Source organism: Ornithinibacillus halotolerans, from assembly GCF_014637405.1.
In the GTDB taxonomy this organism is placed as follows: domain Bacteria; phylum Bacillota; class Bacilli; order Bacillales; family Amphibacillaceae; genus Ornithinibacillus; species Ornithinibacillus halotolerans.
On sequence record NZ_BMEY01000004.1, the window covers coordinates 51,062 to 73,133 of the forward strand.

24 protein-coding genes are annotated in these 22,072 nt (G+C 35.6%); 1 reads left to right on the forward strand and 23 read right to left on the reverse strand.

Annotated features, from left to right (window positions below; genetic code table 11):
* Positions 1-14: 14 nt before the first annotated feature.
* Genes IEV35_RS04860 through bcd form a run of 4 tightly spaced genes read right to left on the reverse strand, consistent with a single transcriptional unit; the run spans position 15 to position 4,573 of the window.
* On the reverse strand, positions 15-998 hold the full coding sequence (locus IEV35_RS04860; RefSeq protein WP_188383583.1) for an alpha-ketoacid dehydrogenase subunit beta: 984 nt from the start codon (positions 996-998) through the stop codon (positions 15-17).
* Between the two features lie 14 nt (positions 999-1,012).
* Positions 1,013-2,005, reverse strand: coding sequence for a thiamine pyrophosphate-dependent dehydrogenase E1 component subunit alpha (locus IEV35_RS04865; protein ID WP_188383584.1), 993 nt, complete (start codon positions 2,003-2,005; stop codon positions 1,013-1,015).
* 32 nt (positions 2,006-2,037) lie between these two features.
* Positions 2,038-3,459, reverse strand: coding sequence for a dihydrolipoyl dehydrogenase (gene lpdA, locus IEV35_RS04870; RefSeq protein WP_188383585.1), 1,422 nt, complete (start codon positions 3,457-3,459; stop codon positions 2,038-2,040).
* Positions 3,460-3,472: 13 nt separating this feature from the next.
* Positions 3,473-4,573 (reverse strand): branched-chain amino acid dehydrogenase, encoded by a 1,101-nt coding sequence (bcd, locus tag IEV35_RS04875; RefSeq protein WP_188383586.1) that lies wholly within the window; start codon positions 4,571-4,573, stop codon positions 3,473-3,475.
* 344 nt (positions 4,574-4,917) lie between these two features.
* On the opposite strand from bcd, the gene IEV35_RS04880 reads away from it, so the two are divergent.
* Complete coding sequence (locus IEV35_RS04880; protein ID WP_188383587.1) at positions 4,918-5,160, forward strand: DUF2627 domain-containing protein; 243 nt, start codon at positions 4,918-4,920, stop codon at positions 5,158-5,160.
* A 53-nt stretch (positions 5,161-5,213) separates the two neighbouring features.
* On the opposite strand, the gene spo0A is transcribed toward IEV35_RS04880, so the two are convergent.
* From spo0A to spoIIIAC, 19 genes are all read right to left on the reverse strand, one after another.
* Positions 5,214-5,996, reverse strand: coding sequence for a sporulation transcription factor Spo0A (gene spo0A, locus IEV35_RS04885; protein ID WP_188383588.1), 783 nt, complete (start codon positions 5,994-5,996; stop codon positions 5,214-5,216).
* 840 nt (positions 5,997-6,836) lie between these two features.
* Positions 6,837-8,126 carry a SpoIVB peptidase gene (gene spoIVB, locus IEV35_RS04890; RefSeq protein ID WP_188383589.1) on the reverse strand — a complete coding sequence of 430 codons (1,290 nt, stop codon included), beginning with the start codon at positions 8,124-8,126 and terminating at the stop codon, positions 6,837-6,839.
* 361 nt (positions 8,127-8,487) lie between these two features.
* Complete coding sequence (recN, locus tag IEV35_RS04895; RefSeq protein WP_188383590.1) at positions 8,488-10,200, reverse strand: DNA repair protein RecN; 1,713 nt, start codon at positions 10,198-10,200, stop codon at positions 8,488-8,490.
* A gap of 18 nt (positions 10,201-10,218) precedes the next feature.
* The gene (ahrC, locus tag IEV35_RS04900; protein WP_188383591.1) at positions 10,219-10,668 is read right to left on the reverse strand and encodes a transcriptional regulator AhrC/ArgR; all 450 of its coding nucleotides are present in this window, start codon (positions 10,666-10,668) and stop codon (positions 10,219-10,221) included.
* 177 nt (positions 10,669-10,845) lie between these two features.
* Positions 10,846-11,673, reverse strand: a complete 828-nt coding sequence (locus IEV35_RS04905; protein WP_188383592.1) for a TlyA family RNA methyltransferase — start codon at positions 11,671-11,673, stop codon at positions 10,846-10,848.
* A gap of 27 nt (positions 11,674-11,700) precedes the next feature.
* A complete protein-coding gene (locus IEV35_RS04910) occupies positions 11,701-12,585 on the reverse strand; it encodes a polyprenyl synthetase family protein (protein WP_373284690.1) in 885 nt (294 codons plus the stop codon).
* Entirely contained in the window at positions 12,585-12,821 is a 237-nt protein-coding gene (xseB, locus tag IEV35_RS04915) for an exodeoxyribonuclease VII small subunit (RefSeq protein ID WP_188383593.1), read from the reverse strand. The genes IEV35_RS04910 and xseB overlap by 1 nt, the downstream gene beginning before the upstream one ends.
* Positions 12,808-14,163 carry an exodeoxyribonuclease VII large subunit gene (gene xseA / locus IEV35_RS04920; protein ID WP_188383594.1) on the reverse strand — a complete coding sequence of 452 codons (1,356 nt, stop codon included), beginning with the start codon at positions 14,161-14,163 and terminating at the stop codon, positions 12,808-12,810. Before xseA ends, xseB begins: the two co-directional genes overlap by 14 nt.
* Entirely contained in the window at positions 14,160-15,011 is an 852-nt protein-coding gene (gene folD, locus IEV35_RS04925; RefSeq protein ID WP_188383595.1) for a bifunctional methylenetetrahydrofolate dehydrogenase/methenyltetrahydrofolate cyclohydrolase FolD, read from the reverse strand. Before folD ends, xseA begins: the two co-directional genes overlap by 4 nt.
* 15 nt (positions 15,012-15,026) lie before the next feature.
* A complete protein-coding gene (nusB, locus tag IEV35_RS04930) occupies positions 15,027-15,410 on the reverse strand; it encodes a transcription antitermination factor NusB (protein ID WP_188383596.1) in 384 nt (127 codons plus the stop codon).
* A gap of 122 nt (positions 15,411-15,532) precedes the next feature.
* Complete coding sequence (locus IEV35_RS04935) at positions 15,533-15,919, reverse strand: Asp23/Gls24 family envelope stress response protein (protein ID WP_188383597.1); 387 nt, start codon at positions 15,917-15,919, stop codon at positions 15,533-15,535.
* 39 nt (positions 15,920-15,958) lie between these two features.
* Positions 15,959-17,320 carry an acetyl-CoA carboxylase biotin carboxylase subunit gene (accC, locus tag IEV35_RS04940; RefSeq protein WP_188383598.1) on the reverse strand — a complete coding sequence of 454 codons (1,362 nt, stop codon included), beginning with the start codon at positions 17,318-17,320 and terminating at the stop codon, positions 15,959-15,961.
* Positions 17,321-17,334: 14 nt separating this feature from the next.
* A complete protein-coding gene (gene accB, locus IEV35_RS04945) occupies positions 17,335-17,832 on the reverse strand; it encodes an acetyl-CoA carboxylase biotin carboxyl carrier protein (protein WP_188383599.1) in 498 nt (165 codons plus the stop codon).
* Positions 17,833-18,437: 605 nt separating this feature from the next.
* Positions 18,438-18,989 carry a SpoIIIAH-like family protein gene (locus tag IEV35_RS04950; RefSeq protein ID WP_188383600.1) on the reverse strand — a complete coding sequence of 184 codons (552 nt, stop codon included), beginning with the start codon at positions 18,987-18,989 and terminating at the stop codon, positions 18,438-18,440.
* A 14-nt stretch (positions 18,990-19,003) separates the two neighbouring features.
* Positions 19,004-19,624 (reverse strand): stage III sporulation protein AG, encoded by a 621-nt coding sequence (spoIIIAG, locus tag IEV35_RS04955; RefSeq protein ID WP_229740655.1) that lies wholly within the window; start codon positions 19,622-19,624, stop codon positions 19,004-19,006.
* Positions 19,621-20,244: a stage III sporulation protein AF gene (gene spoIIIAF / locus IEV35_RS04960; protein ID WP_188383602.1), complete on the reverse strand. Its 624-nt coding sequence runs from the start codon at positions 20,242-20,244 to the stop codon at positions 19,621-19,623. The genes spoIIIAG and spoIIIAF overlap by 4 nt, the downstream gene beginning before the upstream one ends.
* 10 nt (positions 20,245-20,254) lie before the next feature.
* A complete protein-coding gene (gene spoIIIAE, locus IEV35_RS04965; protein WP_188383603.1) occupies positions 20,255-21,424 on the reverse strand; it encodes a stage III sporulation protein AE in 1,170 nt (389 codons plus the stop codon).
* Positions 21,425-21,463: 39 nt separating this feature from the next.
* A complete protein-coding gene (spoIIIAD, locus tag IEV35_RS04970) occupies positions 21,464-21,856 on the reverse strand; it encodes a stage III sporulation protein AD (RefSeq protein ID WP_188383604.1) in 393 nt (130 codons plus the stop codon).
* A gap of 6 nt (positions 21,857-21,862) precedes the next feature.
* Entirely contained in the window at positions 21,863-22,069 is a 207-nt protein-coding gene (gene spoIIIAC, locus IEV35_RS04975) for a stage III sporulation protein AC (RefSeq protein WP_188383605.1), read from the reverse strand.
* Positions 22,070-22,072: the final 3 nt, after the last annotated feature.

A 22,072-nucleotide genomic window follows, 5' to 3' on the forward strand; every position in this document is an offset into this window, starting at 1 on the left:
TACCCTCCAATCTATTAGAATTCTGCTAAGTCACGAATTGCCTTTTCTATTTTATCTGGATTCATCATAAAGAATTTTTCCATCGTAGGTGCATATGGCATTGCTGGAACATCAGGTCCAGCAAGACGTTTAACAGGTGCATCAAGGTCAAATAAGCAGTTTTCTGCAATAATCGCAGCAACTTCACCAATAATACTACCTTCTTTATTGTCTTCCGTAACTAGAAGCACTTTACCAGTCTTTTTCGCTGCTTCGATAATAGATTCTTTATCCAGTGGATAGACCGTACGTAAGTCAAGGATATGTGCATCAATACCTTCTTCTGCTAATTTTTCTGCAGCTTGTAAAGCAAAGTGTACGCAAAGACCGTATGTAATGACGGTAACATCAGATCCTTCTCTTTTCACATCTGCTTTTCCAATTGGTAATACATAATCTTCTTCAGGAACTTCCCCTTTTAGAAGTCGATATGCTCGCTTATGTTCAAAGAATAATACCGGATCATTATCACGAATAGCTGCTTTTAATAGTCCTTTGACATCATAAGGTGTAGAAGGCATAACAATTTTCAAACCAGGTTGATTTGCAAAGATAGCTTCAACTGACTGGGAGTGGTATAGTGCCCCATGCACTCCACCGCCATATGGAGCACGAATTACAATTGGACAATTCCAATCATTATTTGATCGATATCTAATTCTTGCAGCTTCTGAAATAATTTGGTTTACTGCCGGCATAATAAAATCTGCAAATTGCATTTCTGCAACAGGACGCATTCCGTACATTGCTGCCCCTATACCAACACCTGCAATAGCAGATTCTGCTAGTGGTGTATCTAATACTCGATATTCTCCAAATTGATCATAAAGACCTTCTGTGGCTTTAAATACACCACCTTTTCTACCAACGTCTTCTCCTAATACAAATACTTTCTCATCACGCTCCATCTCTTCACGCAATGCAGCTGTAACAGCTTGTATATATGACATGATGGCCATTGGTTTTCCCCTCCCTACTCTTCATATACATACTTCAATGCATCTTCAGGCTCTGCATAGGCAGCATTTTCAGCATAATCGGTTGCTTCATTTACGATGTTATTAATATCATTAGTCATTTCAACTTCAATTTCATCCGTCAAAATATTTAATTCTTTTAAATAGGAAGCAAATGTATAAATAGAATCTAATTTCTTCGCTTCTTCTACTTCTTCACGATTACGATAGGCACGATCATCGTCATCACTTGAGTGAGCAGTCAATCGATATGAGACAGCTTCAATTAATGTGCCACCTTCTCCATTTAAAGCTCGTTCACGTGCTTCTTTTACCGTTTTATACACTTCTAATGGATCATTTCCATCAACCGTATATCCTGGCATTCCATAACCTAATGCACGGTCGGATACTTTTTCATTACCTAATTGTTTTTCACTCGGAACAGAAATTGCGTATTTATTATTTTCAACCATTGTAATAACAGGTAATTTATGAACCCCTGCAAAGTTTAACCCTTCATGAAAATCACCTTGGTTAGAAGAACCTTCACCAAGAGTTACGAAAGAAACAAATTGTTTCTTTTCCATTTTAGCTGCTAAGGCTACACCAACAGCATGTGGTACTTGTGTTGTAACTGGTGATGACCCAGTTAATATACGGTTTTTCTTTTGTCCAAAGTGACTTGGCATTTGACGTCCACCAGAGTTAGGATCTTCTGCTTTTGCAAATGCAGAAAGCATTAACTCTTTCGGTGTCATTCCAAATGCAAGCACAACTCCCATATCACGATAATATGGTGCAACATAGTCTTCGCTTCGGTCTAGTGCAAACGCCGCTCCAACTTGTGCTGCTTCTTGTCCTTGACAAGAAATAACGAATGGAATTTTCCCGGCACGGTTTAGTAGCCACATCCGTTCATCTAATTTCCGTGCTAAAAGCATCGTTTTATACATTTCTAAAACTTGTTCATCTGTTAGTCCAAGTTCTTTATGACGATTTGTTGCCATTACAAGTCCCTCCCTTTACTGTTAACCATAAATTATCCATGTATTTGTCGTCCATCCACTGCAAGTGCTGCTTCACCCATCACTTCAGATAACGTTGGGTGAGGATGAACGGTATGTGCAATTTCCCAAGGTGTTGCATCTAACACTTTAGCAAGACCTGCTTCTGAAATCATGTCGGTTACATGTGGACCAACCATATGTACACCTAACAGATCTTCATTTGCCTTATTCATAATGATTTTTACAAATCCATCAGACTCACCATAGACTAAAGCTTTTCCAATTGCTTTAAAAGGAAATTTACCTACTTTAATGTCAAATCCTTGTTCTTTTGCTTGTTTTTCCGTTAAGCCAACACTTGCTGCCTCTGGATTTGAATAAATACAAGCTGGAATGTTGTTATAATTCAGTGGTTCTGTTTGTGTGTTATTCATATGTTCGACAGCAACAATGCCCTCATGAGATGCAACATGTGCTAATTGCATTCCTCCAATTACATCACCAATAGCATAAATATGTGCCTCTTTTGTTTGATAGAATGGAGAAGTTTTAATAACTCCTTTTTCCACTTCAATATCTGTGTTCTCCAGACCAATGTTAGTGACATTTGCTTGGCGACCAACAGATACTAATATCTTATCTGCAGCGAATGACTGTACAGAATCACCAATCTCAGCGTTAATTGTTACACCTGAATCTTTCTGAAGTGTATCAGCTAATACTTTTGCGTTTTTTACAAAAGTAACACCTTTACGCTTCAGTTGCTTTTCTACTTCTTTTGCCACATCAAGATCTTCAGTCGGAAGAATTTGATCCATATATTCTACGACTGTCACATCAACACCAAAATCGGTTAACATGGATGCCCATTCAATTCCGATGACACCGCCACCGATAATGATAATTGACTTTGGTAATTCATCCATATCTAATGCCTCATCCGAGCTCATTACAAATGTGCCATCAATTTCTAGTCCTGGCAGCGTTCTTGGTGAAGAACCTGTTGCAATTAATACAAATTTAGGAACAATCATTGTGTTTTCTTCGCCACTTTCATATTCAATTGAAATCGTTCCTGGAAGTGGAGAGAAAATACTCGGGCCAAGAATTCTTCCAAAGCCATTAAACACATCAATCTTTCCTTTTTTCATTAAACCTGTAACACCTTTATGTAGTGTTCCAATGATACTATTTTTTCGCTCTTGAACACGACGGAAATCAAGTTGGACATCACTTGTCATAACACCAAAGTCATTGGCATTTTTAGTTTGTCTATATACTTCTGCACTTCGAAGCAATGATTTTGAGGGGATACATCCACGGTGTAAACATGTCCCACCAAGATCACTCTTTTCAACTACTGCCACTTTCATTCCTAATTGAGAGGCCCGAATAGCAGCAACATAACCGCCAGTTCCCCCACCAAGTATAACTAAATCATACTCTTCAGCCATGATGTATCCCCCTTTACTTTCTTCTGCTTAGAACGTGGTGCTCATTTAATAAAAATTGGTTACGTGAGCGTCTTACTGATTCTATTCTTTCTTCTGCCATTCGGTCAGCAGCAAGGTATGTCGGAATATTGTCACGCTTAGAAATTTCAAATACTTTTACAAGACTATCATAAATTGTTTCAACTTTTTTCATCGCACGATTTCGGTTATATCCACTTAATTCATCGGCAACATTAATAACCCCACCAGCATTAATAACATAATCCGGTGCATAAACAATTCCTTTTTCGTAAAGAATATCGCCATGCTCTGTTGATTTTAATTGGTTATTTGCAGAACCTGCAACTATTTTTGCTTTTAGACGTGGGATTGTATCGTCGTTAACTGTAGCACCTAAAGCACATGGGGCATATATATCACAGTCCACATCATAAATGTCATCTGGGTCAACCGCTTTAGCTCCAAATGCTTCTACCGCTCGTTCAACAGCAGCTTTATTAATATCTGTTACTACAAGCTTAGCCCCTTCTTTATGTAAATACTCACATAGAGCATAAGCGACATTTCCAATTCCTTGTACAGCCACTGTTTTTCCTTCTAGCGAATCATTGCCATAAGCCTCTAAAGCTGCAGCTTTCATACCTTTATAAACACCATAAGCTGTCACCGGTGATGGATTTCCGGATGAGCCTGCACTTTCAGCTGATATTCCTGTTACAAAGTCGGTTTCCATATGTATTAGATCCATATCTTCTTCCGTTGTTCCAACATCTTCAGCAGTTATATAACGGCCATTTAAGCCTTGTATGTATCTTCCAAATGCGCGGAACATTTCAGGATTTTTATCTTTTCGAGGATCACCGATAATAACGGTTTTCCCTCCACCTAAATTAAGTCCAGCAGCAGCATTTTTGTAAGTCATTCCTCTTGCTAAGCGTAAAGCATCAATAATAGCTTCTTCTTCTGAAGCATATGTCCACATTCTTGTACCACCTAGTGCTGGTCCAAGTGTAGTATCGTGTATTGCAATAATTGCTTTTAAGCCAGAGTTCTTATCTTGACAGAAGACTAATTCCTCGTAATCGTATAATTCCATTTCTTTAAAAATATCCATTAAAATTCCTCCTCTAAATATGTAATATTTTTATACGGACTATCTTTGACATTATTTGCTGACGTTAATCATATGAAAGAAAATACTTCCAAATACATGAATCTTTTATATTATACTATAAAACCCATTATCATTGTAAATGTAAGCGCTTTATTTTTCAACAAATAAAAAATATTTTTTAAATATTAAAAAATATTGTGGTTAATGCTGTATTGTATTATTATAAATTAATTCTACTTTTCTATCATAATAGATGAACAGAATTTAGGCAAATCATTATATTTTCACCATCTAATTATCTTCTGATATACTAGTTATAATAAAGAGATTGAGAAGGAGAAAATATGGTTAGATTAGTTGCAGTTTTAATTATCTTTATTCCCGGTGTTATCGCAGCTATTGGTATAAAATTAATGAGAGACACATTATTTGATGACTTCCATCCGATATTCTTTCATACAGGGATACAATTTACGGTTGGTTTAATACTTTTCCTTGCTGGACTGGCCTTTCTTGGTGGCTTTATTATTCATCGAGATCGGAAAAATCAAAAGGTGAAAAAATCAAAGTTAAAAGAGAATAGATAAACCAGAAATAAAAAAAATTACTGTACATAACATACAGTAATTTTTTTTATGTATTAGCTTGCTTTATGATCCAAACGAAGACGGTCGGCAACCATCGCGATAAATTCAGAGTTAGTTGGTTTCGCCTTAGAAATACTAACCGTATATCCAAATAATGCAGAAATAGAATCAATATTACCTCTACTCCAGGCAACCTCTATAGCATGTCGAATTGCACGTTCAACCCGTGAAGAGGTAGTATTAAACTTTTTAGCAATATCTGGATATAGAACTTTCGTTATTGAGCCGAGTAATTCGATATCATTATATACCATTGTGATTGCTTCTCGTAAATACATATATCCCTTAATATGTGCTGGAACACCAATTTCGTGAATAATGTTCGTAATACTTGCTTCTAAGTCCTTTTTCTTTCTATCTTTTTTAAATACAGAGTTAGATTGACTAGAAACTGAAGACCTGCCGTTCACTTGTCTAATTTGTTCAGCTAAATTTTCTAGATCAAATGGCTTTAAGATAAAGTAAGATGCGCCTAAATCGACTGCTTTTTTCATTACCTCTTCTTGGCCAAATGCCGTTAACATAATCACGTACGGATCATTACTCGGTCTTCCTTTTTCTCTCAGCATACTCAATACTGCAAGTCCATCTACATGCGGCATAATAATATCTAGTATTAATACATCTGGTTTCTTCTCCTCAACTAGTGTAAGGCAGTCTTTTCCATTATATGCTGTTCCAACAACCTCGATATCTGGTTGATCTTCGAAAAATTCCTCCATTAAATTAATTAAATCTCTATTATCGTCTACTAAACAAACTGATATTTTCTCCACAAATGCTCCTCCTTTAATTCACTATATGTCTTTTTATGTATTCGACAAAAGTTTAGAGATTCCTTCTTTTTTTCGAAAAACATTGTATTTTTTTATTTTTTCTTTTATTTACTTGAATTTGCTTGATTTTTCATGGTTATTCGATTTTATCCGACAAAGGGATTTGGTGTTTTGTCGAAAAATATTTATTAGCATTTTAATGCCAATTAAAGATACTCTATACAATGTAAAAATAGAGAAATGTGTTATTAAATCACTGCAACAAACACGCCCCGGAAATATACTTTGCGCATCCTAAGGCGGCTGTTGAGCCAGGCTACTACAAAGAATTTGCTTCCTTGCTGCCTTGCACCGAGGAAACACACTGCGTAGCAATACTTGCAGACGCAGGTGCATTCTCGGGGTCTCACCGATGCCTTTCCTCCCGCTGGGCAGACGGTTTTCGATGGGGCGAGTAATCGCAGTCCCAGTCCCAAGGAATGCTTCGACAGCAAGACATCTTCGTGAGAAAAAGCGTTCTTCTTTTTCAAGGAGTCTACGTATATTTCCGAAGCTAATGTATCGTATTGTCGGTTTTAAAAATAGAAAATTTAGTTTTTGTCCCTACCTCAATTCTAATCACTATTATTAGTGCATATAAAATGCCCCGGAAATACACTTCGCTCTCTGCGGGTGGCTGGTAAGCCTTTCCTCCAACAGGAGTCTTGGTGTATTTTCGGGACTGTGTAATGAGTATTCGTTATTCTATTGACGTTACCTTAGGTTGAGTATAGTACAACCAATAAACTCACTTACCTGGTCTTTTAGAAAATTAAACGAAATACATTTTCTATTTCAAAATTAACTTGCTTTTTTATCATCTTTTTTATAAATGTCTACTCCTGCGTCTTGTAACATCCATTCTATGTGAACTCCATAACCGCTTGTTGGGTCATTTACGAAGACGTGGGTAACTGCACCGATTACTTTTCCATTTTGAATAATTGGGCTTCCACTCATTCCTTGGACAATACCGCCGGTTGCTTCTAATAATCTTGAGTCGGTTATCTGTATAACCATACCTTTTGTAGCAGGAGATTTTTGTGCAACACTACTCACTACTTCAACATCGAATTCTTCTACTTTTTCACCATCTATGACGGTTAATATCTTTGCCGGTCCCTCTTTTACTTCATGAGATAAAGCAATCGGCATTGGCTCGTCATACTTTCCATTCTCAATAGCATTATCTAATTTACCAAATATCCCAAAAGGGCTGTTCTTTGTTATCGTCCCAATTTTATTTTCTTTTATAGAAAACTTTGCTTGTTTTTCACCAGGGGTTCCATTATTCCCTTTTTGTATAGATGTCACTGTGGAACGAACAATTGTACCCTCATGAATTTCAATCGGTTTTTTAGTGTCCATATCGGAAATAACATGACCAAGTGCACCATATTTTTTAGACTCAGGTTCAAAAAATGTCATCGTACCAATTCCAGCTGCAGAGTCACGAATATATAATCCAATTCGAAATTCATTTTCTTTCGTGTCTTTGATTGGCTTTAATTCGGTAATAAAAGTTTCATTTCCTCTTTTAACTTTTACTTTTAATGGTTTTGAATCTTTACCTGCTTCTTCTACAATTGGTTTGACATCTTTCATTTCCTCTATTTTCTGACCGTTAATCTCCATGATTACGTCACCGACTTTAATATCTGCATCTTCCCCTGGTGACTTTGTGCCATTCTCACCGTTTACAAGATGATGACCTACAACTAGTACTCCAAGTGTTTGTAATTGAACTCCTATGGATTGACCACCTGGAATAACTTTGACATCCTTTAGTACGGAAACATCTACTTTTTTAATTGGCAATCCAGCAACAGAGTAAAATAACTGACTATCGCCGAGTTCATCAGACTCAAGATTTGCTGCATGGATAACTTCTGACCGTTCATCAGTTGTGGAGGCATGTACTTGGACAGCTTGTCCTAATTTTGGAATTGAATCTAAGAATTGACCTTGGAACGTTACAATCTTATTGGGAATGGTAAAATAATTTTGTATCGGGGGTGTAAAAGGAACAATTAACAATGCGAGTAGGAGAATTACTCCTGTAATGATGCGTATTGTATTCGACTGTTTCACAGATTTCCACTCTCCTTGTTCCTAAACCCATACCATATTTTTTATCTGTACTTCTAATTTGACCTTTAATGGGTAATTTTAAACTGGGAAGTTTTAAGAAAAGCTGCTTAACATTTCCTTGTAAAAAAATGTATATAAAAACAACTTTACTAAGTGAATTACTGGGGACTTTTTCTTGCCAAGGGATAACTGGATAATATAAATAGTGGACATAACCTGCCTCGGAAATATACTTCGCACATCCTTTGTCGGTTGGTCCGACTTACATGAGAGAATAAGTATATTCCGAGGTTTGTAAAGCTTTATTGAGGTGATTTTTGAAAATGATAAGTAACTTCATTAATACTATTATGATTCCTATTTAATTAACTATTACTTCTCTTTTAAATTGTTGTGCTAGTTCGTGAAGTTCTTTAGCATGTTCAATAGCCGTATTTGTTACTTTAGTACCTGTTATCATTCTTGTTAATTCATGAATTCGATCTTCCTCGGTTAATTCTGTCACATGTGTAATGGTGCGATTTTCAAGTTCATTTTTCTGAATGAATAAGTGGGTATCCGCCATTGCTGCTACTTGTGGTAAATGGGTAATACATAACACTTGGGAATCAGTGGATATTTGAAATATTTTTTCAGCAATTGCTTGGGCAACTCTTCCACTAACACCTGTGTCCACTTCATCAAATATAACACTTGTGACTCCTTGATGTTTTGCAAATAATTTCTTTAGAATTAACATAATCCTCGATAGTTCTCCACCTGAGGCTACTTTATTAATTTCTTTTAATGGTTCTCCTAAGTTTGTTGAAATTAGAAAACGAATCTGATCGAATCCGTTACGATGTAGTGGAGCATTCTCATCGGCATGATTAGGATGAAATTGAACAGAAAATGATGCTTTTTCAAGATATAAATCCTTTAATTCGGTTTGGACTTCTTTCGATAAATCATTTGCTGCTCTTTTTCTCAGATCATGTAACTGCTTCGCTTCCAAAAAGGCATCTTTTTCAACATCAGCAATTTCATTTGCAATCTTTTGGAGATGAGAGTCTTTGTTTCGAATTTGTTCTATTTCTTCTTCAATTTGGCCCATATATTCAATCATATCACTAACAGTAGAACCATACTTTTTCTTTAAACGATTGAGTTCTGCTAGACGGCCTTCAATATCATTTAAACGATCCGGGTCAAATTCTAATGAATCCATAAAATTACTTAATTCATACGTTAAATCCTCGATCATGTAATATTGGTTAGATAGCATTTCTGACTTTTGTGAAATAAACTCATCATGATGATTAATTTCTTCTAACGACTTTTGAGCAATTTGTAACCACTCTAATCCTTTTTGCTCACCATATAATGCATTATAAGCTTCTATTACACCTTTATATATCTTTTCATAATTAACTAATTGATTTCTCTCTTTTTCTAATTCGATATCCTCATTCGGGACTAGACTTGCTTTTTCTAATTCACTAAGTTGAAATTCTAATAAATCAAGACGTTGTGCCATTTCTTGCTCATTTTCACTTAATTCTTTATGACGCTTTTTTAATTGTTCTAGTTTGTTGTAAATAGACAAATATTCTTCTTTTACCGATTCAATTTCATCTCGATTATATAAATCCAATAATTCAATATGATTTTCAGGATTCATTAAAGATTGGGTTTCATGCTGACTATGTATATCAATAAGCGTTCTACCAAATTCCTTTAAAATAGCAAGTGTAACTAATTTTCCGTTCACTCGACAAATACTCTTCCCTGAAGCTGTAATAACTCGTTTAAGTACAACTTCATTATCTTCCATTTCTACACCGTACAGCTTTCCAACTTCTTTAATTGGATGATTAGTGGATTCAATAAAGAATAGCCCTTCTATTTCAGCTTTTTCTTCCCCATGTCGAACAAAGTCAACCGAGGCACGTCCGCCAGCAAGAAGTTGAATTGCATCAATGATAATGGATTTTCCAGCACCAGTTTCCCCAGACATTACCGTTAATCCATCTTTAAACGTTATCGTTATCTCATCAATTATCGCAAAGTTATGTATAGATAATTCGGTTAACATATGCTTACCTCATTCCCTTTACAGCATATTAATAAATCGATCTTTAATTACTTCTGTACTTTCTTCTGTACGACAAATAATTAAACATGTATCGTCGCCACAAATCGTTCCCATAATCTCATCCCACTCTAAATTATCGATTAAAGCACCAACCGCATGTGCATTACCAGGTAATGTTTTTAAAACAATAAAATGGCTCGTATGGTCAATCTTTACGAACGCATCCATGATTAATCGTTTTAACTTCTCAAGTGGATTAAATCGTTGGTCTGCCGGCAAACTATATTTATATTTCCCACCATGTGTCGGCACTTTAACGAGTTGCAATTCTTTTATATCTCTTGATACTGTAGCTTGTGTTACGTTATAGCCTAAATTTTTTAAACGATCAACGAGTTCATCTTGTGTATCAATGTCATGTTCCGTAATTAATTCTCTAATTTTAATATGTCTTTTTATTTTACTCATCTTGTACACCCCCAAATATATAATGAAATTTTAGCTATGAAGTTTTTTCTCTTCACAAATATAAAAAAGAGGATGACTTCATCAGCTCCATACCTTACATAAAACAACAAGTAGAACTATTACTATCCTTCATTCTAGATGTTGTAGTGCTGGACTGACCCATTCATCCTCACTAACTTATATATTCTGTGCTGACTTCAATTCAGAATGAGCTTCATTCACTACTTCTTCAGGATTTAACTCTTCCAATGTCTTTCCCGGTTCTTCCTTTTTCCAACCTAGATGGGCTAAAAATTCAACATTACCATCGCCACCTGTAATTGGGGAAAAAGTTAGACCATGAAGTGTAAATCCTTCCGCTTCAGCAAAGGTAAGAATTTTATTTAATACTTCAACATGAATCTTTTTATCTCTCACAATTCCTTTTTTACCGACTTGTTCACGTCCCGCTTCAAATTGAGGCTTGATTAAGGCAACGGTATCACTATTTGCCACTAATAGTTTTTTTAAGACAGGTAAAATTAACTTTAGTGAAATAAAGGAGACATCAATTGATGCAAAGTTAGGAAGTCCATGTTCTAAATTCTCTTCTGTCACATAGCGAAAGTTCGTTCTTTCCATCACAACAACACGAGGATCATTACGGAGCTTCCAATCCAACTGATTATAACCGACATCAATGGCATAACAACGTGCAGCACCGGATTGTAATGCACAATCAGTAAACCCTCCTGTAGATGATCCTATATCCATCATAATTTTATCACGTACATCAACAGAAAACACTTGCAAGGCTTTCTCCAATTTTAATCCACCTCTACCGACATAAGGCATAACTTTTCCTTTTACGGTAAGTGGAATTGTCTCATCTACTTTCATACCAGGTTTATCTAACCGCTCTTGGTCGGAATAGACTAATCCTGCCATGACAGCCCGTTTCGCTTTTTCTCTTGTTTCTACTAAATTCCGTTCTACAAGTAGAACATCCAGTCTTATTTTACTCATAGTTTTTATCCTTTACCAAACTAAGTTTTAATGGTCTCTTTCACTAATATAATTTGTCAATTGGAGTAATTTATCTGTATCCGCATTTGCTTTTCTCAAATGTTCTAATGCTTTTTCGGTATAATGGTTCTTCATTTCGATGGCACCATCAATCCCAAGTAGTTTCGGGTATGTACTTTTATTATTAGTTTCGTCACTTCCAACCGCTTTACCAAGTTTTGCCTCATCACCTGTAACATCTAAGATATCATCTTGTACTTGGAAGATTAATCCTAAATAGTATGCAAAATCTTGCAAATGATTAATTTGCTCTTCTGTAGCATTACCTAAATAAGCACCAGCAGTAACTGCAAACCGTAATAATTCCCCAGTTTTTAATGCGTGAATTTTTTCTAATTGTTCAAGGTCTACTTGTGTCTTCTCTGCTTCCATATCTAATATTTGTCCTGCAACCATCCCGCTTGGTCCACTCGCTTTTGACAAATATTGAATTAGATAAACTTTTTCCTTATCGGAGAGTAGTGGGTCTCTACTAATAATTTCAAAGCTATATGTTAATAATGCATCTCCTGCTAAAATAGCCGTATCTTCTCCAAAAACTTTATGGTTTGTTAATAATCCTCTTCGATAATCGTCATCATCCATTGCTGGAAGGTCGTCATGAACTAAAGAATACGTATGAATCATTTCAAGCGCTACTAATGAACTATATGTCTTTTCCACTTCAGTAGCATACGCTTCATAACTTGCTAATAATAAAATAGGACGAATTCTTTTACCGCCAGCTTCCAATGAATAAAGCATAGATTTTTTAAGTTCAGTTGGAATATCAAGCTGTTCAAAGTAAGACTTTACTTTCGAATCAAATAATTGTTGATTTGTATTAATATAATCCTTTAAGACCGATTCCACTATTTCTCCCCCTCTTGCATATCAAATGGAACAAGCTCTCCTTGCTCATTCATAATTTGGACCATTTTTTCTTGTATATTAGTGAGTTTATCTCCACAAATTTTGGAAAGGATCATTCCATCCTGGTAATACGCAATTGCTTTTTCTAGTGGAACATCCCCTTCTTCTAGTTTGCCAATAATTTCTTCCAATTTCTCCATTGCTTCTTCAAAACTTAAATCTTTAAATCGTTCCATTTTTGCACTCCTTTACATCTAATACTTCACAATTTACAACCCCGTCGTTTAAATTAAGCTCAATCACATCTTTTGGTTCGATTTGCTTACTCGACTTAATAATTTCACCAGTTGAAGTATACGGAATAGCAAATCCTCTTTTCATAATCTCTAATGGGTTAAGTAATGTTAATTTATCTAAAGCTCGATTTAATTGTACAGATTGTTTCTCTATTTGCTGACTCATCAGTTGATTACTTTGTTTCATTAATTGATTTAAACTCCGTACTGCCTCATCTAATCTTTTCTTTGGATGTTGTGTATAAATTCGTGTTTTTAGGCTTGTATACCGTTCCATCTTATTTCTAACGGTATGTTGAGTGGAGCGCTCTAACCGTTCTTTATATCTATCCAATTCTAACTCTTTTTGTCTAATTAGTTGCTCTGGATAACGAAAAGCATAAGACTGAATCATTTGATCTAAGCTACTTTGGTGATGCTTAATTGTTAAACTAACTAAACTCGTTAAAGATTGTTTTTGTTTCGCAATTTTATCTAATAATTCAGCTTGGGAAGGTACAGCCATCTCAGCTGCTCCAGTTGGAGTGGGGGCACGTAGATCAGCAACATAATCACTTATAGTTACGTCTGTTTCATGACCAACTGCAGAAATGATAGGGATTTGAGACCGAAAAATTGCATCCGCAACTATTTCCTCATTAAAACTCCATAATTCCTCAATCGAACCTCCACCACGCCCAAGAATAATTACATCAAACATGCTCATTGCGTTTGCTTGTTCGATTGCTTTCTGAATGGAACGAGCTGCATTCACACCTTGTACTAATACAGGTAATACTGTTAGTTGAACGACTGGATATCTTCTTTTAATAGTAGTAATTATATCACGAACAGCGGCACCTGTCGGGGATGTAATAACTGCGATATGGTCTGGAACTTTTGGTATTTCTTTTTTATAGGACTCTTCAAAATAACCTTGTTTACGTAGCTTTTCTTTTAATTGTTCGAATGCTAAGTATAACGAACCGATACCATCTGGTTCCATTTGTTGAATATATAATTGATATTGACCTGTCGCCTCAAACACACTAATTTCTCCACGTACGAGAACTTTCATCCCATTCTCTGGTCTAAACTTAAGAAAACGGTTATTCCCTGCAAACATAACAGCATTAATTCGAGACTGGTCATCTTTGAGCGTAAGGTACATATGTCCACGTGAGTGCAATTTAAAGTTAGATATTTCCCCTTTTAACCAAACATTTCGCAAATGAGGATCGATATCTAATTTTCGCTTAATATATCTTGTAAGAGCTGTGACTGTTAAATATTTATTAGTCATTTTATCAACCCTTTAGCAGCTTTAATTGTATTATGTAATAGACTTGTTATTGTCATCGGTCCAACTCCTCGTGGTACTGGAGTAATATAAGAAGCCTTTTTCATTGCGCTTTGGAAATCAACATCACCTGTTAACGTCCCATCCTCCAATCGATTGATCCCGACGTCTATTACAACTGCACCGGATTTAATATATTCTTCATTAATTACATTCGGTCGCCCGACAGCTACAACTAATATATCAGCCTGCTTCGTTAATTCTTTTAAGTTTTTTGTTCGAGAATGACAATAAGTAACGGTTGCATTTTCATTTAACAATAACTGTCCAACCGGTTTACCGACAATATTACTTCTTCCAATAACTACCGCATGCTTACCTTCAATAGAAATATTTTTAGAATGTAGCATCGTTAGTATTCCATAAGGTGTGCACGGTAATAACGTATCTTGGCCTGTCATCATTTTTCCAATATTAATTGGATGAAACCCGTCCACATCTTTCCTAGGATCGATTGCTTCGATAATATGAGCAACGGTTATTTGTTTTGGTAATGGGAGTTGAACTAAAATTCCATGTACAGCATCTTCGTTGTTTAATTTATCAATTACGTCTAATAGTTCTTCTTCTGAAACTGTTTCAGGAAGTTCGATAATTTCAGAGCTTATGCCTACTTCTTCTGATGCTCTTTTTTTACCATTTACGTAAGACCTAGATGCTGGGTTATTCCCTACTAAAACAACGGTTAAATGAGGAACTAAATTTTGTTTACGTAACAAATCTACTTCCTGCTTCATTTCTTCCTTTAGTTTTGTGGATAATTCTTTTCCATTAATAACCTCAGCTACCATTCATACCCTCCCCTTCTAATCTTTAATAATTTTTGAAAGTACTCCATTAACGAATTTCCCTGACTTATCATCGCCATATAGTTTAGCTAAAGTAACAGCTTCATTAATAGACACATTTTCAGGTATATCTTCCATATGTTTTATTTCATACGTCGCAATTCGTAATACCGCTTTTTCTACTGCTGCTAATCGGTTAAAGGACCACTTCTCTAGATTGGCTGAAATAATTTCATCAATTTCCTGTCTCTTTTCAACAACTCCAGTTACTAATTCTTGAAGGAATTGATCTTTTTCAACTTCTTCTAACCTCTCTTGAATCGTTTCTTCTATATCTTCATCAATTAAGTCTAATTGAAATAAAGTTTGAAATGCTTTTTCTCTTGCTTCGTGACGTTTCATCTACACTACTCCTTTAATAATCTCTTTCAAATAATATCATGATTATCTTTCTGACGCCACATTCGGAAGTAAATAACAAAGAAAGGCCAAAAGGTATCCCATACCCTTTGACCCCCTATCAATTATTCTGAATCTTGTTCTTTCTCCATTTGTAGCCCAACGACATGGACATTAACTTCAACAATATCTAATGAAGTCATATTTTTTAATGTTTGTCTAATGTTAGCTTGGATTTTTTGTGCCACTGATGGAATGGAAACACCATATTCTAAAACGACAAACAAATCAATTACAATTCCATTTTCGGTTAGTTCTACTTTTACACCTTTACTATGCGACTTTTTACCAAACTTCTCTACGACGCCAGTAGCAAAGTTCCCACGCATATTAGCAAGGCCTTCTACTTCAGAAGCAGCAATACCAGCAATAACTTCAATTACTTCTGGTGCTATTTCTACAGTACCAAGTCCTGTATTCTCTTTCATATTGACTATAGATTGTTCAGCCATATTTTCACTCCTCTATTGTAATAATGTAGAATCACCCATCTACTCATTAACCGGTTCTAAAATTGGATTATCTTCCAAGAAGTTCGTATTAAAATCACCTTCAATAAATACTTGATGATCCATAATTAAACGATGGAAAGGAATAGTTGTATGTACTCCTTCAATCACGAACTCATCTAATGCACGCTTCATTTTTGAAATTGCATCCTCTCGTGTAGAACCATACGTAATTAATTTTGCAATCATTGAGTCATAATATGGTGGTATGTTATATCCAGGATATACTGCTGAATCAACTCGTACCCCTAACCCTCCAGGTGGTAAGTACATATTAATTTTCCCAGGTGATGGCATAAAATTCTTAAATGGGTGCTCAGCATTTATACGGCACTCAATTGCCCAACCGTTAAATTCAATTTCTTCTTGTTTCACGGATAATACTTCACCATTGGCAACTTTTATTTGCTCTTTAATAAGATCAATACCAGTAACCATCTCTGTTACCGGATGTTCTACTTGAATTCTTGTATTCATTTCCATGAAGTAGAATTCTTTAGACTTACGGTCAAAAATAAATTCAATGGTACCAGCCCCAACATAGTTAACAGCTTGGGCTGCTTTAACTGCCGCTTCTCCCATTTTAGCACGAATTTCCTCATTTAGGGCAGGAGAAGGTGTTTCTTCAATTAATTTTTGTAATCGACGTTGAATTGTACAATCTCGTTCACCTAAGTGAATGACATTTCCATGTGTATCTGCTAGTACCTGTATTTCCACATGTCTAAAATCTTCAATAAATTTCTCAATATAGACACCTGGATTACCAAAAGCAGTTTCAGCTTCTTTTTGAGTAATGCGAATTCCTTTTATTAAATCTTCTTCTGTTCTTGCAACTCGGATTCCTTTTCCGCCACCACCAGCAGTTGCTTTAATAATGACCGGATAGCCTATTGTATTTGCAATTTCAATAGCTTCTTCTTCACTTTCAATTATACCATCGGATCCAGGCACAATTGGTACATTCGCTTGTTTCATTGTTTCTCTTGCAACGTCTTTAATACCCATTCTTTGAATCGCTTCTGCTGTTGGTCCAACAAATGTAATATTACAAGCTTTACATATTTCAGCAAAGTCAGCATTTTCAGCTAAAAATCCATAACCAGGGTGAATGGCATCTACATCTGTTAATGTTGCGACACTCATGATATTCGTAAAGTTAAGATAACTGTCCTTACTTAATTTTGGACCGATACAATAAGCCTCATCTGCTAATTGAACATGTAATGATTCGTGATCTGCTTCTGAATATACGGCAACCGTTTCAATACCCATTTCTTTACAAGCACGAATGATTCGGACAGCTATTTCTCCCCTGTTTGCAACAAGTAGTTTTTTAATCATATTAGCACGTCCCCTTATTTTGTTTTCACTCTAAACAATGGTTGCCCGTATTCCACTAGCTCTCCATTTTCCACTAAAATCTCGACAATTTTACCAGATACTTCTGCTTCAATTTCATTAAATAATTTCATTGCTTCAACGATACAAACTACTGTATCTTTATTCACTTTACTTCCAACCGATACATATGGATCACTCTCTGGATTCGGTGCAGCATAGAATGTCCCTACCATTGGAGAAGTGATTTCATGGTCAAAATTAACTGTGCTTTCTTTCGCAGTTGGCTCCACCGTTTCTTTCACTTCTTGCTGTACTGGTTGAGCTGTCGCTTGTGTAGGTTGTACAGCTGTCACTTCTTTTTCCACTTGAACAACTGGCTGTGACTGAACAACAACATTTTCAGCTGCTTTTTTCATAGACACTTTTGTCCCATTTGTTTCATACGTAAATTCATTAATTGAAGATTGATCAACAAGTTTTATTATTTCACGAATTTCTTGTACTTTTAGCATAATTAATATAACTCCCTTACCTTGTTTTATAGTTAGGTACTAATAACTCCTCTTAACATTTTACGATAAATGTTAGGAAAACATCAACATTTATTTATATGTTTATGAGTAAAGCGTTTACACTTTCCCTAATTATACCAATGATATCAAGAGAAGGCGAATATCTAATAGGTTGGATTTAATTGCTTATGACCGGTGCGTTCCTTCAAATTCATTCAAAATAATGGATAGTAGGCTCTCATACGTCATTTTATTACCTAAATCCATTTAAAATGATGGATTGCAAGCTCTCATACGTCATTTCATTGCTTCAACCCTCGCCAAATGATTGATGGCAGCATCCCATTAATCTTTTCATTACCTAAACCCTCGCTAAATGATGAATAGCAGTATCTCTTACGTCATTTCATTACCCATACCCTCACCTAATGATGAATGGCAGTATCTCTTACGTCATTTCATTACCCATACCCTCACCTAATGATGAATGGCAGTATCTCATACGTCATTTCATTACCCAAATCCACTCAAAATGATGAATGGCAGCCAAACAAAAAACATCAAGCCTGTTAGACTTGATGCTAGTAACTTATAAATCTATTTATTTAGCTTTCTGTCATTGGTTGTAAAATTACGTCTACTGTAATATCACCAAACTCGTCACGAACCATTTGCATAATATTGACTACTTCTGTTTTTGAAAGTTCATCAGCTTGTACATGTACATGTACAACATCATCTTCTGAACGAACTAATACATCTTGATATTCCGCAGATGCAAGAATGGATTCCTCGATAATTGTTTCTTTCATTTTCGCTGCATCAATTGCATCCATTTCGTCATAGGCCTGTTTCTTTTCTTCTGCAGAGGCCGTACTGCTTGCTACAATATCTTGTAATCTATCTTTCTTAATACTTCTTTCATCTTGAACTTCCATGCGCAATACAGTAAATAACTCATTTCCTTCTGGAGTTGAAGGAGTTACATTGACATCCTCATCACCTGTCGTGGTTTCTGAAGATGCATCCTCATAATTAGCTTCATCACCATTATTAATAAATGCTAGGTCGTCACGATCTTGTGACATATAGTATACACTTAATACAATCATTAAACTCAACATTGTTAATAACCAAACCGTTTGTTTTTTCAACATTATTTCATCCTCCCTTAATTTTTAGGCATTACTGATACTCTATGTGTTGGAACATCAAGCACCCTTGACACTGCTTCTACGACCCATTGTTTTACGGTCGCTTTCTCTACACCTTTTGCTGTTACAAGTACCCCTCTTACTTGGGGTTTTTTTGTTTGTACTAGCACTGGAGATTCTTTATCTCCTTGTCTAATAATTACTGTTTGTGTTTCTTCTGTACTATCTTCAATTTGTCTTGTTCCGCCATTGCGGTCATTTTCTTCTGTTTGCTGCTGTCCATGAATGAGATTTTTTTCATACACTTTTACATTCGTAGAGTCTAAATTCACCATTACGGTTACTTCAGAGACGCCATTGATATTTTCTAACATACTCTCTAGTTGTTTTTTATAGCTTTGTTCAAGTACCTCTACATCAGACGTTGCCCCGCCTTCATGGGAATTTACTTCTGTTGACTCAGGTTCTGATTCTAATTCCAACCGTGGTACTTCTTGTCCTAAATCTTGTTGGGATGAGGTAGAAAACATGTTAGAAACTAAGATTACTAATAAAGCAGCTAGTGCAATAACGATGACATATCCCGTCATTTTAGAGCCGTTTATTTTATTTTTGATATACTCGATAAATTTATTCAAGATGCCCCTCCCTCCCATATAACAGTTAATTCCTTATCCGTTAATTCCCAGGATTTTCTTAACAGGGACTCAATCCCTTCCAGATCAATTTGTTCTTCCGAAGATTTCGGTTCACTCCCTGATCCGATGACAACATCCTCTACAACATTTACTGTTCCCTCCCCTGCATCTGATTCTCCTAGATAAACAATGACCTCTTGTAGCCCCTCATAGGTATATGCTCCACCTTCTGAGAATGTAAAAGATATATCTTTAATCTCTACTTGGTAGTTGTCCAATAGAGGAGCTGTAGCAATTTCTTTTAATTGGACAGCCATCTGTTCTGAAATATATGCGGTAGTTGATGATTCTATATCACTTTTTTGTAAATTTATTAAACTTTCTACTCCAGATTGATTAGAGTTGTCATTTATGATCGTTTGAAAAGAGCTTTGGACCGCATGTTGGATATCAATCTTAAAGAAATAAAAGATAGGCTGTAAAAATATTAAAATTAATACTAATCCAACTACAAATTTAATATATTTCTTCATTCCGCCATTCGGGATGAGCAAATCTATAACTGTAGCAAGCAAAATAAAGATGATTATCTGTGCTACCCAATTTATTATAAAATCCATTTCTATCATCCTAACGAAGTAATAATGTAATATTACTTGCAGTTACTATAATGACAATGCTTAAGAAAAACATGAGAGAGACTGCTAGTAGACAAGCTAATATATAAACAATATATTTACTAATTGTATTTAAGCTAGTAATTATTGGTCCATCGGCAATTGGTTGTAGTATTGCTGCTGCAACTTTATAGATTAACGCAATGGCAAATATTTTAATGGCTGGAAACAATGCAATGAATATAATGATTGCAACTCCAACGATACCTACTGCGTTTTTCAATATGAGTGATGCACTAAGAATCGTATCAGCTGCATCAGTAAAGGTTCGACCAACTACCGGGATAAAATTTCCCGTAACAAATTTTGCTGTTTTCATCGCAACCCCATCTTGAATAGCACTTGCTGCTCCTTGTACAGATAACACCCCTAAGAATATAGTTAAAAAGATACCTAAAGCACCAATACTAATGGAGCGAAATAAATCTGCTAAGTTCGTCACTTTATGGCTATCACTTAAACTACTAATAATTACTAATAAAGCCGATAAAAATAATAATGGCATGACAAAGTTAGAAACTAACACCCCACTAAAGGGGATTAAGAATATTATGATCGGATGAAAAAATGATACAGAGATGACACTTCCAAAAGATGCCATTAATCCAAGCACTAAAGGAATGAGCGCAATCATAAAACTCCCCATCATATCGATGGCATCGGTTGCATAGGAAACTGCCAAGTAAAAACTATTCAAAGCAATAAAAATAAGTACGATATAAACGACAAAGTATGCAATTTTGCTTACAGAAGTCTTCTCAAAGGCAGTATGCATCGTTTGCAATAATACAGAGAGTAAGGTTAGGAGTAGTAGGGATCCTAGTAGTTTTCCGTTCAAAATAACCTCATGTAATAAGTACTCTAGTCCCCCAGAAAATATATGTTTAATAGAAAATTCATCATTTCCTTTAATCATTTCATATAAATTCGTCTTTTGAAGCTCTGGTACATATCCCCCATATTCATCCACAACAGCATTCCAATAATGCTGCATTCCTTCAAAATTTATCTCATTCATTAGTACATCTTCTGGAGTTTCCAAGTCATTCTCAGCAAATACAACTGGTTGTCCCCAAAAAAGGATGAGAAATATGAAACTACAAATTCGACTAAACTGCTTCATGCACTACCACCTATTCCTTCCCTTCTAAAACTTCTTTTCCTAGGTTGCAGGCAAGAAATTTAGAATTGCTTCAACTACTGCTGATATGATTGGGATTGCGAGTAAGAGAATAAATATTTTCCCAGCAAGTTCAATCTTGGAAGCAACTGCGCCAAGGCCAGCGTCTTTCGTAATACTGGCACCTAACTCTGTGATATAAGCAATGCCGATTATTTTTAAAATGGTTTCGATATACATGCTATTGATTGAAGCTTTTTGCCCTAATGATTCGATCAATCGAATAATCGAACCAATTTGACTAATGACAGCTAAAAATAAAGCAATTCCTGTTATGAGAATAATCGTAAAAGCAAAGGGACCGCGCATATCTTTTAGAATAATGTACAGTATACTTGCAATAAGCCCGAGTGTAACAATCTGAATGATATCCATGCTTCTCTATCCTTGAAATAAAAATACGGACCGGATTTGTTGGAATAAGTCTGATATTCCATTAACAACAAAAACAATAACAATAATAATCCCGATCAACGTAACAAACTGCGCTATTTCTTCCTTCCCCATTTGCTTTAAAATCGTGTGTATTAACGCGACGATAATACCAATACCAGCAATTTGAAATAATATTGATGCATCTGATAGCATTTG